Source organism: Paenirhizobium naphthalenivorans (assembly GCF_007992095.1).
GTDB lineage: Bacteria > Pseudomonadota > Alphaproteobacteria > Rhizobiales > Rhizobiaceae > Allorhizobium > Allorhizobium naphthalenivorans.
This window is the reverse complement of sequence record NZ_BJZP01000023.1, coordinates 23,953-37,605: the sequence shown is the minus strand read 5'-3', so window position 1 is coordinate 37,605 and position 13,653 is coordinate 23,953. Positions and strand designations below refer to the sequence as shown.

11 protein-coding genes and 3 pseudogenes are annotated in these 13,653 nt (G+C 58.2%); 7 read left to right on the top strand and 7 right to left on the bottom strand.

From position 1 onward, the window contains the following. Nucleotides 1–11: 11 nt before the first annotated feature. Nucleotides 12–452, bottom strand: a pseudogene (locus RNA01_RS18275) (hypothetical protein); the annotation flags it as partial. Nucleotides 453–782: 330 nt separating this feature from the next. Between RNA01_RS18275 and RNA01_RS18270 the strand changes: the two are divergent. Next, nucleotides 783–2,141: an ISNCY family transposase gene (locus tag RNA01_RS18270; RefSeq protein ID WP_147181619.1), complete on the top strand. Its 1,359-nt coding sequence runs from the start codon at nucleotides 783–785 to the stop codon at nucleotides 2,139–2,141. A 195-nt stretch (nucleotides 2,142–2,336) separates the two neighbouring features. Next, the gene (locus RNA01_RS18265) at nucleotides 2,337–3,083 is read left to right on the top strand and encodes a helix-turn-helix transcriptional regulator (protein ID WP_062653207.1); all 747 of its coding nucleotides are present in this window, start codon (nucleotides 2,337–2,339) and stop codon (nucleotides 3,081–3,083) included. A 12-nt stretch (nucleotides 3,084–3,095) separates the two neighbouring features. On the opposite strand, the gene RNA01_RS18260 is transcribed toward RNA01_RS18265, so the two are convergent. Beyond that, nucleotides 3,096–3,572: an Lrp/AsnC family transcriptional regulator gene (locus RNA01_RS18260; protein ID WP_055971936.1), complete on the bottom strand. Its 477-nt coding sequence runs from the start codon at nucleotides 3,570–3,572 to the stop codon at nucleotides 3,096–3,098. 154 nt (nucleotides 3,573–3,726) lie between these two features. Between RNA01_RS18260 and RNA01_RS18255 the strand changes: the two are divergent. The 4 genes and pseudogenes from RNA01_RS18255 (at nucleotide 3,727) to RNA01_RS18240 (ending at nucleotide 8,744) form a co-directional block, all read left to right on the top strand. Further along, a pseudogene (locus tag RNA01_RS18255) lies at nucleotides 3,727–4,745 on the top strand (1-aminocyclopropane-1-carboxylate deaminase). Between the two features lie 46 nt (nucleotides 4,746–4,791). Further along, a pseudogene (locus RNA01_RS18250) lies at nucleotides 4,792–7,183 on the top strand (thiamine pyrophosphate-binding protein). Between the two features lie 166 nt (nucleotides 7,184–7,349). Beyond that, nucleotides 7,350–8,015, top strand: coding sequence for an acyl-homoserine-lactone synthase (locus tag RNA01_RS18245; protein ID WP_055972026.1), 666 nt, complete (start codon nucleotides 7,350–7,352; stop codon nucleotides 8,013–8,015). 96 nt (nucleotides 8,016–8,111) lie between these two features. Next, nucleotides 8,112–8,744 carry a hypothetical protein gene (locus RNA01_RS18240; protein ID WP_055971933.1) on the top strand — a complete coding sequence of 211 codons (633 nt, stop codon included), beginning with the start codon at nucleotides 8,112–8,114 and terminating at the stop codon, nucleotides 8,742–8,744. 19 nt (nucleotides 8,745–8,763) lie between these two features. Here the strand turns inward: RNA01_RS18240 and RNA01_RS18235 are convergent, their stop codons facing one another. The 5 genes from RNA01_RS18235 to RNA01_RS18215 all read right to left on the bottom strand — a co-directional run bounded on the left by RNA01_RS18235 (nucleotide 8,764) and on the right by RNA01_RS18215 (nucleotide 12,823). Next, nucleotides 8,764–10,770 carry a relaxase/mobilization nuclease domain-containing protein gene (locus RNA01_RS18235; RefSeq protein ID WP_235916756.1) on the bottom strand — a complete coding sequence of 669 codons (2,007 nt, stop codon included), beginning with the start codon at nucleotides 10,768–10,770 and terminating at the stop codon, nucleotides 8,764–8,766. Next, nucleotides 10,736–11,128 carry a hypothetical protein gene (locus RNA01_RS18230; RefSeq protein ID WP_055971929.1) on the bottom strand — a complete coding sequence of 131 codons (393 nt, stop codon included), beginning with the start codon at nucleotides 11,126–11,128 and terminating at the stop codon, nucleotides 10,736–10,738. Before RNA01_RS18230 ends, RNA01_RS18235 begins: the two co-directional genes overlap by 35 nt. Before the next feature lie 5 nt (nucleotides 11,129–11,133). Further along, nucleotides 11,134–11,535 (bottom strand): hypothetical protein, encoded by a 402-nt coding sequence (locus RNA01_RS18225; protein WP_055971927.1) that lies wholly within the window; start codon nucleotides 11,533–11,535, stop codon nucleotides 11,134–11,136. Between the two features lie 3 nt (nucleotides 11,536–11,538). Further along, entirely contained in the window at nucleotides 11,539–12,324 is a 786-nt protein-coding gene (locus RNA01_RS18220; RefSeq protein WP_235916754.1) for a ParA family protein, read from the bottom strand. Nucleotides 12,325–12,427: 103 nt separating this feature from the next. Beyond that, complete coding sequence (locus tag RNA01_RS18215) at nucleotides 12,428–12,823, bottom strand: hypothetical protein (RefSeq protein ID WP_235916752.1); 396 nt, start codon at nucleotides 12,821–12,823, stop codon at nucleotides 12,428–12,430. Here RNA01_RS18215 and RNA01_RS18210 point away from each other — a divergent pair. Then, a complete protein-coding gene (locus RNA01_RS18210; protein ID WP_235916750.1) occupies nucleotides 12,795–13,637 on the top strand; it encodes a thermonuclease family protein in 843 nt (280 codons plus the stop codon). The genes RNA01_RS18215 and RNA01_RS18210 overlap by 29 nt on opposite strands. The last annotated feature ends 16 nt before the right edge of the window (nucleotides 13,638–13,653 follow it).

Genomic DNA, 13,653 nt, shown 5'->3' with positions numbered 1-13,653 from the left:
GGCGGTTCTGCGCGCCACCAGCGTAGCCGTGCTCGGACCTCCTCTTCCCGTTCGGCGTCGTGGACATAGGAATAGAGATAATCCGTGGCGATCAGATCAAAGAAGGCGTTCGGGTCCAGCAGAAACTCCCGGCCGCGTTTGGTTGGCAGCAGCACATCCTTTTTCCGACGCAACAGCTTCAGATGACGGGTCATGTCGCGCACGACCCAGAGTGGCGGCATGTCGCGTTCATTGAGCACCTTGTGCATGCTGTAGAGATCTTCGGCTGTAAAGTCGGGCCAGAGGAAGTTAACAGCGGCCCAATGCACGAACTTGCGGTTCATGGCGCCGGTTGCCGTCAATCCTATGCCCCCCTCACCGTCAGCATAGGCAACCGAAAGAAGCATGCCGCGAAGAAGTGGTGACAGCGCGGCGACATCGACGTCACCATGCAGCTTGATTTCCGGAAGCATCATGTCGCTTTGATCCCTACCCGCCTGATGCAGGTGCAAAACGATTATCCGCTGGCAATGAGATAATTGCTACTGAGGAAGCTAAAGCCGAAGAGGGAGTTCCATCACCCGCCCCCTCCCTACCCTTGCAACCCGGCCCAGCCGGTACGGTCGGGGGCTGATTGTCGGAGCCAGTGTCGCATTTCTAACGGGCTAGCGGCGTCGCATCTCTAATCAGCTTTGACAAGGATTGTAGCCGCAAAGTTAAAGTGTCCTGTTTCTGCAAAGTTGGAATGTCACACTCCCCGGGTCTGATTGGCATCTGGGAGATTGCAGAAGGGATTGATAGCGATGAGCGAGCGCGATCTTCAGCGGATCGAGGTTTTGTCGAAGGTTGTTTCCGGTCGGATGACGACTGTGTCAGCGGCGCATGTTCTTGATCTGAGCGAGCGCCAGGTGCGTCGGCTGCTGGAGCGTATGCGGACTGGCGGCGCGGCGTCGATCCGGCACAAGGCGATCGGCCGACCCTCTAACAACCGGATCAGTGACGGTGTTCGTGATTATGCGGTGGCGCTGGTTCATGAGCGTTATGCGGATTTCGGGCCGACATTGGCGACGGAGAAGCTGGCTGAGCGCGATGGCTTGTTTGTGTCGCGCGAGACGGTGCGCAACTGGATGGTCGATGCTGGCATTTGGCTGTCGCGCAAGCAGCGCCGGACGTTTCATCGGCCACGGTTGCGGCGCGAGGCCTATGGCGAACTGGTGCAGATTGATGGTTCGGAGCATCGTTGGTTTGAGGATCGCGGACCACCCTGCTCACTGCTGGTGTTCGTTGATGACGCGACCGGCAAGCTGATGCAATTGCGCTTTGTGCGGTCCGAAAGTGCCTTCACTTACTTCGAGGCATTGGAGCTCTATCTCCAGTGCCACGGCGCGCCGATTGCCTTTTACTCAGACAAACATTCGGTGTTTCGGGTGGCAAAGAAGGATGCCAGAGGTGGTCAGGGCATGACGCAGTTCGGGCGAGCGCTTTGCGAGCTAAGCATAGAGATTCTCTGTGCAAATTCCAGCCAGGCCAAGGGTCGTGTCGAGCGGATGAACCGGACGCTGCAGGACCGCTTGGTCAAGGAATTGCGGCTGGCCGGCATCGACAGCATGGAGGCTGGCAATGCTTTTTTGTCCGGCTTCATGGAGGACTACAATGCCCGTTTTGCGGTTTGCCCTGCCCGATCCGAGGATTTGCATCGACCGGTGAACCTGGCACCGGATCGATTGAAGGAGATCCTGTGCAAGCGAGAACAGCGTTATGTCGGATCGCAGCTGACATTTTCGTATGAGCGACAGCGGATCATGCTGGAGGAAACCGACGTCACGCGTGGCCTTGTTGGCAAATATGTCGAGACCTACGCTTATGCCGACGGTCGATTGGATGTGCGCTGGAAAGGGCATCGCCTGCCCTACACGGTGTTTGCCAAGGATCAACGTGTGACACACGCGGCGATCACCGAGAACAAGCGGTTGGGTGATGTTCTTGCCTATATCAAGGAACGCCAGGAGCAGCAGGACAAGCCGAAGGTGAAGAGCAACAGCGACAAGAATGGTTATGTCAAACGCGCTCGTGGGCCTGGTCGCCGCAAAGACTTCACCAACGATCCGGCTGTGATTGCGCGGCGAAAGAAGGCGCTGTCGCGGCAGCAGGCTGCTGAGTGAGGCGTCTCAAAGCCAAAGCCGAAGAAGTGGTCCCTCACCCGCCCCGATCTGATCTTGCAACCGGTATCAGCCGCTCAGATCGGGGCTGATCGGACAGTTCTACTTTGCAAACCGGCGGACGTTTCAACTTCCCCGCCACAAGGATTGTTTGTTAAATGTAATACCTTTAATGATTGCTCACAAGGGGGAAGATTGATGGGAGTGCAACAACCAAACAGGGTGGAAAAACTTCTTGCAGACGTCGGAGCGGCACCGACCGTCGAAGATGCCCTACCAATCTTCCAGCGCGCCTATGGTCTGGACTTCGTAACCTACCATCTCGCATTAACGGTGGCCGATGTTGTCGACACCCCGTTCGTCCGGACCACCTACGGGCCGACATGGGTTTCCCGCTATCTGCTGCGCGATTATGTCAAAATCGACCCGATACTTCGTGAGGGCCTCATCAGGCAAATACCGTTCGACTGGCGTGAAGTTGAAGTGCCGATAAATGCCCGAGACTTCCTGCTGGATGCCTATAATCACGGGATCGGTCCCAACGGCTATTCCATTCCCATACTCGACAAGGCGCGCAGAGCACTCTTCTCGATCAATTCACACCAGTCTACATATCAATGGAGCGAGACCGTCAGCCGATACCGGAGTGAATGGGCAGATGTCGCCTTTCTCATCCATCATAAAGCTATCTTTCAGCTACACGGCGAACACGATCCGGTTCCGCAACTCTCGAGCCGTGAAATCGAGTGCCTGCATTGGACGGCCTTGGGCAAAGACAGCATCGACATCGCGGTCATGTTAAAATTGTCGGAGCATACTATCCGCGCCTATATCAAGTCAGCCCGCCACAAACTCGGAGGCGGCTCCATAACCTTTACCATCGCGCGGGCGATACAGATGCGCCTGATCAAACCTTTTGGGGGTGCGGCGCCGCCATACCTGTGAAGTGACCCAACCTTAGAATGGAAGGCGCGCATTGTCCTTGACTTTCTTCATGACAAAAAACGTCCGTGTCTGTCGGACACCGGGCAGTGCGATCAGCTTGTTGCCGTGCAGTTTGTTGAAATCCGCCATGTCGCGCACGCGGATCTTCAAAAGATAGTCGAAGTCACCAGCCACCAGATTGCAGTCCAGCACTTCCTTCAGTTCGAGGACCGCCCCCTCGAATGCGGCAAAGCTGTCCGGGGTCGATCGATCCAATACGACGCCGACCATAACGAGTGCCCCGAGGCCAACCGACGCCGGTGCGATTTCGGCACGAACGCCGGTAATGTAGCCCTCTTCGAATAGGCGCTGGGTGCGTCGATGGCAGGTTGCTGCGCTGGCATTGACCCGGGTCGCCAGTTCCGCATTGGTCAGTCGTCCTTCGGCCTGAAGCGTTCGCAGGATGCGCAAATCCGCGCGGTCCAATAAGCCCTTGAGAGATTCTTCCATATTTTTACCTATGATGAGATCATTCTCTTCATTAATTCGCCCGTTCATACAATAGGCTACATAAGTAGGGCTGATTTCGGAAGCACCTTTCAGCAAAGGTCCATTACTCTGTGGGTGACGTGCAAACACCGATCCACCCTTTCCGGAGCCCCCGATGTCCCTTCTCGCAAGTTTTGAACGCTACCCCCTCACCTTCGGGCCGACTCCGATCGAGCATCTGCCACGCCTGACCGAAGCGCTGGGTGGAAAGGTGCAGATTTACGCCAAGCGTGACGACTGCAATTCGGGCCTCGCCATGGGGGGAACAAGCTGCGCAAACTGGAATATACCGTGCCGGACGCAATCGCCTCGGGTGCGGACACGCTTGTCTCGATCGGTGGGGTGCAGTCGAACCACACACGAATGGTCGCCGCGACCGCCGCCAAGATCGGCATGAAATGCGTGGTGATCCAGGAGAATTGGGTGCCACACTATGACGCCGTTTATGATCGCGTCGGCAACATCCTGATGACCCGCCTGATGGGCGCCGACAGCCGCCTTGTCGACGACGGCTTCGACATTGGCATCCGCAAGAGCTGGGAGGACGCTATCCAGTCCGTCAAGGATCAAGGCGGCAAGCCCTACCCGATCCCCGCCGGTGCATCGGTGCACAAATACGGTGCGCTCGGCTATATCGGTTTCGCCGAAGAGGTCGCGGAACAGGAAGAGGCGCTCGGCTTCAAATTCGACTACATCGTCGTGTGCGTCGTCGCGGGCTCCACCCAGGCCGGCATGATCGTCGGTTTCGCCGCGCAGGACCGCGCCGACCGGGTGATCGGGATCGATGCCTCCGGTACGCTCGACCAGACCCGGGCGCAGGTGCGGGCGATCGTCGACAATACATCGGAACTGGTCGGCCTGGGGCGCAAGGTTCGCGAAGACGAGATCGTCATAAATCCGGACTTCGCCTATCCGGCCTATGGCGTTCCCTCGGAGGAGACGAACGACGCCATCCGCCTCGCCGCTCGCACCGAGGCAATGATCACCGATCCGGTATACGAGGGCAAGTCGATGCAGGGAATGATCGACCTGACGCGCAAGGGCTTTTTCCCGGAGGGATCGAGAGTGCTCTATGCCCATCTCGGCGGCGCGCCGGCGCTCAACGGCTACAGCTATTACTACAGGGAGGGCTGAGCCCTCTTTCCGAGCCCGACCCCTCACCGCAGTTGTGGACGCACCGATGATAGATTTCCGACGCCTGCACCTCAAGACCATCGAACAGCGACTGCTATGGTTGTCGCACTGGATGATCCACAACGCCAATCATGTCCGGCCCAAGGTCGACGGCATCAAGATCGGCGGCCATCAGGCCAGTTCGGCCTCAATGGTGTCGATCATGACGGCGCTCTACTTTTCGGCGCTCCGGCCCGAGGACAGGGTCGCCGTCAAGCCGCATGCCTCGCCGGTCTTCCATGCCATACACTATCTCATGGGAAACCAGACGCGGGAGAAGATGGAAAACTTCCGTGGCTTGGGCGGCGTGCAGAGCTACCCCAGCCGAACCAAGGATATAGACGATGTCGATTTCTCGACGGGTTCGGTCGGGCTTGGCGTCGGCATCACGGCGCTGGCCTCCATCGTCCAGGACTTCATTCGGGCGAAGGAGTGGGGGGACGATCTGGCATGCGGCCACATGGTTGCCTTGATGGGCGATGCCGAGCTCGATGAGGGGAATATCTACGAGACCCTGCAGGAGGGCTGGAAGAACGACCTACGCAATTGCTGGTGGATCATCGACTACAATCGCCAATCCCTCGACGGCATCGTTCGCGAGGGACTGTTCGAGCGCATCGAGAAAATTTTCGATGCCTTCGGCTGGGATGTCGTTCGCGTCAAATACGGCGCCCTGCAGCGCACAGCCTTTGAGGAGCCGGGTGGAGACCGGCTGCGGGACTGGATAGACCGGTGCCCCAACCAGGACTACGCGGCGCTGACCTTCATGGGCGGCGCGGTGTGGCGGAAACGCCTGATGGACGACCTCGGCGACCAGGGCGACATATCCTCTCTCATCGACCGCCGCAGCGACTCCGAGCTTGCCGCCTTGATGGAAAATCTCGGCGGCAACTGCGTGGAGACGATGGCAGATGCCTTCGCCCGGATTGATCCCGATCGCCCGACCTGCTTTCTCGCCTATACGATCAAGGGCTGGGGCACGCCGATAGCCGGTCACAAGGACAACCACGGCGGGCTGATGAACAGCAAGCAGTTCGCCGACTGGCAGGCGCATATGGGCATTGCCGCCGGGCAGGAGTGGGAACCGTTCGCCAGTGTCGGCGACATTCCCGGCCTGAAGCAGTTTCTTGCGAACGTGCCTTTCTTCTCGAAGGGACCCCGGCGCCACGATGACGCGCACATCGACGTCCCGCCGATCGAAATCGACAGCGCGCGCGAGATATCGACCCAAGCCGCCTTCGGCAAGATCCTCGACGATCTCGCCAAGGGCGAAAGCAAACTGGCCGCTCGCATATTAACGACGTCGCCGGACGTCACCGGCACGACCAGTCTTGGTCCTTGGGTCAACCGGCGCAAGCTCTTTGCCCGCGAGGCCATGGCGGATGCCTTCATCGAGTACCGCATCCCCTCGACCGCGAAATGGGAATTTACGCCGAAGGGGCAGCATGTGGAACTGGGCATCGCCGAGATGAACCTCTTCCTGCTGCTCGGCGCGGCCGGCCTCAGCCACTCCCTATTCGGCAAGCGGCTGATACCGATCGGCACAGTCTACGATCCCTTCGTGTGCCGCGGCCTCGATGCGCTCAACTACGCCTGTTATCAGGATGCGCGCTTCATCATCGTCGGCACGCCCTCGGGCATAACACTGGCTCCCGAGGGCGGTGCGCACCAGTCCATCGGAACGCCCTTGATCGGCATGAGCCAGGATGGGCTGGCGGCGTTCGAGCCCGCCTTTGCCGACGAACTTGCCGTCATCATGGAATGGGCTTTCGACTATCTACAGCGCGACGGTGAAGGACAGAGGGACGAGCGCACATGGCTGCGCGACGAGACCGGCGGGTCGGTGTATCTGCGCCTCACCACCAAGCCGCTCGAGCAACCGGCAAAGCGCGTCGACGACGACTTCCGGCAGGGCGCCATCGATGGCGCCTATTGGCTGCGCAAGCCGGGGCCGAACTGCGCTGTCGTCATCGCCTATCAGGGCGCGGTCGCCGACGAGGCTATCGCCGCTGCTGGTGTGATCGGCGAAGCGAGACGGGACATCGGCGTGCTCGCCGTAACGTCGGCCGACCGTCTCAATGCCGGGTGGACGGCCGCGCAGAGGGAGCGCGCGCGGCAATCCGAGAGCGCGGAGTCATATCGAGACGCTGCTCGATCCCCTGCCTCGCGACTGCGACATCGTTACCGTCATCGACGGACACCCGGCGACCTTGTCTTGGCTGGGCGCCGTTGCGGGGCACCGGACGATCTCCCACGGCGTCGAGCATTTTGGACAAACCGGAACGATCCGCGATCTATACCGCCATTTCCGCGTCGACAGGCAGTCGCTGATGCAGTCAGTCAACCAGTTGACTGCTGGGAAACGGCTTCCGGACGGTCTAACACTCATTTTCCCTTAGCAGGCACGAAACGCTCGCGGATGAAAGACACATTTGCTGGCTTTGCGACGGCCGTTATCGAATATGGGCGTTTTCGCAATACCCCTAGTTGGGGGTACCATCTTGGGGTATTTATCGTTATCCGAGCAATCTTCATGTTGCTTACCATCAAACGATGGAGGCAAAGATGTATCTTCTTGTGCAAGCCCACGAATTCGACAGGTACCGGCATCTGCTTGATCAATCGTTTCGACTGCGCAAGAGAGTGTTTGCGGATCAATTATGCTGGAAGGTTAGCGTATCCGGCGCTTGCGAGCGCGACCAATATGACGATCTGCATCCTGCCTATCTGTTCTGGTGTGATGACAGCACAGAGAAACTCTACGGATCGGTCCGCCTCATGCCGACGACGGGTCCCACACTTTTATACGACGTCTTCCGTGAGACATTCCCCAATGCATGCGATCTCATCGCACCGGGAATCTGGGAAGGGACACGTATGTGCATAGACGAAGAGGCAATAGACCGCGATCTCCTTGACCTACGTCCTGATCGTGCCTTTTGTCTGCTCCTTCTGGCGCTTTGCGAAGTTGCCCTCGATAACGGCATCGATACCCTGATCTCGAACTATGAACCGCAAATGCGGAGATTGTACAAGCGCGCCGGAGCTGAGTTCGATGAGCTCGGTCGCGCAGATGGCTATGGCAGATTTCCGGTGTGCTGTGGAGTGTTCGAGGTCTCACAGCGCGTGCGGGCGCAAATGCAACAGAGCCTGCAGGTCAGCGTCCCCCTGTATTCGGGCCGTTCGTTTTCCAAGCGGGAAGTCGAAATGCCAGCGCTCATGACCGCTTGACCGGTATTACTGGAAGCCAACCAGAACCGGGAGGGACGGACTGAAGTTTTTCGTTTCAAGAAGGCAAAGCTGGCGGCCAGCTTTGATCGCCAGGCAATGAACATCAGCGACAGCATTTTGCGAAGAATTGGTTCAACGGGCCTTGTCATCTTTGAAAGAGATGGCACCCTTTTGCGACTGAATAATTCCACCCGCGACTTTATGTTGGGGGATGTCAGCAACGTGTTTGTCCAGATGCTGCAGCAGCTTCGTGAGGCGGGGGTTCGTTTCGGCTTTATTTCGGACACAAGGGGCATGGACGGCGGAACCCACGGCAGCTCTGAATTCGTGGCTCTGACCCGGATACTCGACGATCTATTGAAGACTCGAGGCGCCGTACCGGACTTCTGGATGCGATGGGGCACTTTTTTGCAAGAACCCGCGCTCCTTCAAGTTCGAGATGGGCGGCGCCGCAGGGTTACCGCTAATACGGTGTTGCGTGCGATCGAGTGGTACGGTGTCGAAAAGAAGGAGACCATATTGGTCAGTAGCACCGCCGCGGGACTGCTTGCAGCAAGTGAGGCGGGCATAACCGGCATCCACTATTTTGGGGTGCAAGGTGATCAACCTGTTCCTTCTCCGCTCGAAACGAATCCGCAATTTCCCTATCCCTCTGAAACCATGGAAGCCCGATGGCTCAACGACGAGATCCAAAGAATCTTGAGTTCGAACCGGCGTCGCTCAGCCTAGATGCAGGGTGGAGAACGTTTCAGCGACTGCGGTCCCGATCTTTTTCCTGAGGAGCGCGAAGCTTGACCGATTTTTGCGCCTCTCGCGTACGTTGTTGGGTCTTGTCACGGTCGCGATCGGCTTCGGGCCTGTCGTGCTCGGCATTGGACCGGGCAATGCGCGTTTGATCGATCGTCCGGTTGTTCGAACTCTTGTTGACGACACCCTGCTCTGCAACGTGATCTCGACCGGCCGCAGATTTCGTCGCCAAACTATCAAGGCCGCTTTTGTCTTTCCCGACTTCACCGAGATCGCGGTTTTTGGCCACGCGTGAGTCGAGTTGGAGCCCAACGACTTTCCCAATGATCTTGGTTGCCTGCTCGAAGATCAGCCGATCGGATGGATTGGCAATCTTTGTAGCCAGGCTAACGGCGGTGCTCGCCAGAGTCTCCTTCGCGGCCTTCGCCTGGGCGGCGCTTATAGGTGTGGATCTCAGCATGTGCTCTGCTCCTTTTTCGTTTGTTGGGTCACGACCGGCACGGACGGCTGTTTCAAGCCGCTGGTATTCACGTTGGAGCCCTATAGACAGGTCCTGACTAAGTTCGCGCGCCGTGCTGGGAGCGGATCGGTCCTTTGCTATCCCGTCCAGCATCTTCAGAACAAGTCCGACTGAGCGCCGGCTCTGATCGAGCCGCTTTTGAGCATCCTGCAATCTGGGAGAAGTCGGTGTATCTCGAATCTTTGCCAGGACTTTGTCGACGACGTTGCTCGGAGCCGTGGCTCCCATCCGCCGGAACATCTCCCATTCCCAACGCTTCACGGGAGGCGGGCCGGCCCGCTCGAGGCGCTTTTGACGATCGATCGGGATGCCACGTTCACGGGCCTTGTCGGCGAAACGGAGCCGCCATTCGGTAAAATCGCGGATGTTCGGATTGAGCATTTTGCCATTGGAGTTACGCAGGGCGACAATCACATGCATGTGTGGATGCTTGTCGAGATCGCTGCGATTGTGGACTGCCGAGGCATAGCGGTGCCCTGAAAATTGCTCTCTCAGGAAATCACGGCCAGCGTCAATAAGCTTTTCGCGATCGACATTTGCCGGTCCTGACAGCAACAGGTGCATGAAATCCCGCGGCTGTCGGGTCTGCATCAGAGCGCCAACGACTTTCCCTTCTGCCGCAAGCTGCTTGTGATCAGCAGTGGTGATTTCGCGCCGCTCAGTGCCATGGAGATAACGTCCGCTCCTGCCAGGGCGCTCCTCGACATGCGTCGTCGTCGAAAGCGTCACCTCCGCGCCCTTGCGCTGCATGGCGTGCAGCGTCGCCGTTAGCCCTTTCGGGCCTGACGAGAACTCGGCGGGGTATCGCGAGATCGGGGTGAGCCCCTCTTTCCGGAAAGCTTCATCCAGGCGTGCATCGATCGCATGCGCCACATCGAGTTCTCCTGGAATGCGATTGCCGGTGCTTCGATCCGACCTGTCCTTCTTTTCATGAGCAATAACGAGTGCGAAATGCAATCTTGTTTGCCCGTTTACGCCGTCGCTCACACTGAAGGCGTAGGTTCTTGCAGGGTCGCCGGCTTTATGAAAACCGTCGGCGGCGAGTGAAGCAAGTGCGCGGGCTACGCCTTCCCGGCGGGTGTTTTCAAGCTCGTAAGTCAGACGCAGCACGTCGCTGCTCCCCTTGCGATTGCCGAAATCCCTTTCCCATGAACGCACCGCTTCGTTCAGATCCGATACTTCGCGACCGTCCTGATCCTGAGCCTTTTCTTCCTTGCTCTGGTAGGCAAGCACGTTACGGGCGGAACCAGCACCGGCACCATAGGACAGGACCTTGACCACCACAGCATTGTTGCCCGCGGCCCGGCTAATCGCCGAGGCCGCGCCGGCATGCTTGGTCGACGGTCTCTTGCTCTGGCCGGCCGGCGATGGTTTTCCGCCTCCGCCGCCGCCACGTCGGCGCAGATCGTCTTCGATCAAATCAAGATAGCTCGGCAGTCGCCGACCTTCAGGTCTAGACTTCGAGGGATTTCTGGAGACCTTGTTCATCGTGTTTCCTGATGAGCTCGACAATGTAAGACGACGGCCGAACAAAGGCGGCATCGCGGATGGCGTCGATGGACCCCATCACCTCATCCAGCTTCTGTGCAATCAATCTGGTGCCCTCGGCGTGTCCGACCTCTTGCGCTAAAAATGCCTCATTGCGCCAGGCAAGTTCGCGGAGAAACTGATGCATGTTCGCCATTTGCCGATCATGTTCCTCGAGCATTGCGGGAACGTGCATGATCTCCCTGGTGACGATCAGCTTGGCGACGATGTTGACGGAGACGTCGAGCCGCCCGGCGAGAGCGTCGACATTCCTCAGGACGTGATCTGGTAGGCGAAACATGATGGGCGGCTGTCGCATGCGATCTACAGCCCCCTCGCCTTCAGCGCCTCCAGGATGAGCCTGTGCGTTGCCGACGACAGTTGCTCATGGCTCTCCAACGAAACCCTGAAAATCTTCGTCAACACGTCGTCTTCGAGATAGAGCGATATCCGTTTTCGTTTGCTGGACACGCCATCCGCCTTGGCCGGCGCCGGCGCCACAGGTCGCCCCTTGCGTTCTTGCCTGGCTGGCGTGTGGGCCTTAGGCACATCGGCCTCAGAAGACGCTGTTTCCTCTCGTTGTGCATCACCATCGGGCATGAGTGTGTCGAGGTCGATGGTCGTCGGCATATACGATGTCGCGGCCTCCTCCACGTCCTTAACCTGCTCTTCACGGGATCGGGCAAGGGCGAGAATGTTTCCGGCAGGCGTTCTTTCCCTCGACATCGTTTAGGCGGCCTCCGCCTGCAGAAGTCCGATGAACTCGTTGTTGATCCTCTTCACCAGATCGATTGCGTCGAGCACGCTTTCTGACGCCCGCTGTTTGGCCGACGGCGTCAACGACGGATTGTCTGCGATACCCGCAAGCTTGGAGTAGAGGGAACCATAACCCGCCCCGACATCGCTGAAATGGTTGCTCTTGCGGATGACTGTCTCAACCATCGGAATCCGGCCGCTCGCCAGGATGGCATGAACCTCGGGAAGGGATCGATTATGTTTGAGCGCAATCATGTCCACGTAGTTCCAGATCGCCGCGTAGGGGATCGGCCCACGATCCCGCTTCCGGCCTATCTCCGTCAAAATTGTAGCGACTTTGATTGCCGATGTTGCAGCCGTCGGCTCAGGAATGACCGGAATGAGGATTGCATCGCACTCGTGGTAAACCTCGATCGCACGTTGATGCACATAACCGCCGACATCATAGATCCGGATATCTGCCTCCGGAGCCTTGTCGAGTCGCTCACGGAATCTGTCTCCCGGCGCTACGCGCAAATGTAACAATGTTCCGTCGGTCGGTAACAGCCCCCGCTTCATGGATACATTAAACCAGCGCGTCGACGATTCCTGCTCGTCGCAATCGATCAGAAGCGTCCTGTGACCTTGCTGGGCGAACTCCGCAGCAAGATTGACGTTCAGGGTCGACTTTCCGGCCCCGCCTTTGAAGGTCGATATGGCGAGCGAGAGAGGTTTGACTATCATTGGATTTCTCACCCTTTGAGCCGAAACCGATGTCACGATCAACCGATCCCGCCCACACGTTCGCATGCGGAAGATCGAAATCCATCCGATTCGGCAAGTTGCCTTCGCTCCCCACCTGACACGAGGGAAACGCTTTCTCTTATCGGCCGCGAAGCTTTGCTCTTACTTCTTCCTGTAGTCGGGCTGCGACTACGCCCTCCTGAAACCGCCTCATGTCGCGCTCACGTAACGCCTCGACAATCGGATCTCCGCCCGGCCAAAACCGAAGGATCGGGAGGATGAGCAGCAAGAACGCGGCGATTGTCGCCGCCTTGAACCAAGCCAATCGATCATAGAGATTGGAAGCCCACGCCCAAATGTTCTCGGTCGTTTCAAGCGGCAGAAAAGCATAGGAAACCGTCAGGACGATCCAGTAGCCGACGAAGGCCGCAACCAGAAGGCATGCCGCTGACACCAGCAAAAAGCCTGCAATCTTGATCAACAACCAAACAGCGCGGAATGGAAGAGTGAAGACCGTGAGCGCCTTCCGATACATCGCCATCCTCTTATCCCCACACACAAATCAAACGTCTGAACAACCTTACCTCAATTTTCAGAGCTTTTCCATACTTGCACTACAGTACAATTTCGTGCATGTTCAAAAAAGTCAACAGGTGACGGATGCGAACATGAAGAATGGCGCATGGCGATCTTCTCGCCACCTCATTTATGGCCTTTTTGGTGCTCTGGTCTCACTGCCCGAAACAGTGAGGGCGGATGCGGCTGGGGAGTTCGTGAGCTACTACCAGCAGGCCTATGTTCAGGGGCAGGACCTGGTCCCCGCGTCGCCAACACCACTCGATACATCCTCGATCACAACGCGACTCGATCTTCAAAGTGTCAGCCCGAAAGCCGCGTTGGGCGGCAGCGCGTTTCTCGCTGCGGATGGAACGATCATTAAACTCGCAGGCCTTCAGGGTTGCCTTTCGACCGAGCCACTCGAATATTCGGGTGTCAGAGCCACCTGTGCCATGATCTCGCTTGCCGCGATGACGGCGACCATCGGCGAGGTACAGGCTATCGCTGGCACTGCATTCCCCTGCCATGAGCTCGGGCGGACCCCAGGCGAGCCGACGGTTCGATATGCGGAATGCTTTTTCATGGACGGAGACACGGTGCGATCACTTTCCGAGGTGCTGATCAGCAAAGGAGTGGCGTTTGCTTTCCGTGATCGGACTGGCCAGCCCATCTTCCCGGAATATGCTCGGGCGGAACAAGGCGCGCGAGGAACGAAAGCCGGTATCTGGGCCAGCGCCCATTTCCTCCATCCCTACGGCGAGCGTTACCGCGCAAATCCGACAATGCACTGATGCGGATCGGAACTTT

Coding starts and splice junctions, on each gene's coding strand:
- RNA01_RS18225 (WP_055971927.1), bottom strand. CDS start 11,535: ATGTCGAGGGAAAGAACGCCTGCCGGAAACATTCTCGCCCTTGCCCGA.
- RNA01_RS18230 (WP_055971929.1), bottom strand. CDS start 11,128: ATGCGACAGCCGCCCATCATGTTTCGCCTACCAGATCACGTCCTGAGG.
- RNA01_RS18235 (WP_235916756.1), bottom strand. CDS start 10,770: ATGAACAAGGTCTCCAGAAATCCCTCGAAGTCTAGACCTGAAGGTCGG.
- RNA01_RS18245 (WP_055972026.1), top strand. CDS start 7,350: ATGTATCTTCTTGTGCAAGCCCACGAATTCGACAGGTACCGGCATCTG.
- RNA01_RS18265 (WP_062653207.1), top strand. CDS start 2,337: ATGGGAGTGCAACAACCAAACAGGGTGGAAAAACTTCTTGCAGACGTC.
- RNA01_RS18215 (WP_235916752.1), bottom strand. CDS start 12,823: ATGTATCGGAAGGCGCTCACGGTCTTCACTCTTCCATTCCGCGCTGTT.
- RNA01_RS18270 (WP_147181619.1), top strand. CDS start 783: ATGAGCGAGCGCGATCTTCAGCGGATCGAGGTTTTGTCGAAGGTTGTT.
- RNA01_RS18240 (WP_055971933.1), top strand. CDS start 8,112: ATGAACATCAGCGACAGCATTTTGCGAAGAATTGGTTCAACGGGCCTT.
- RNA01_RS18260 (WP_055971936.1), bottom strand. CDS start 3,572: ATGGAAGAATCTCTCAAGGGCTTATTGGACCGCGCGGATTTGCGCATC.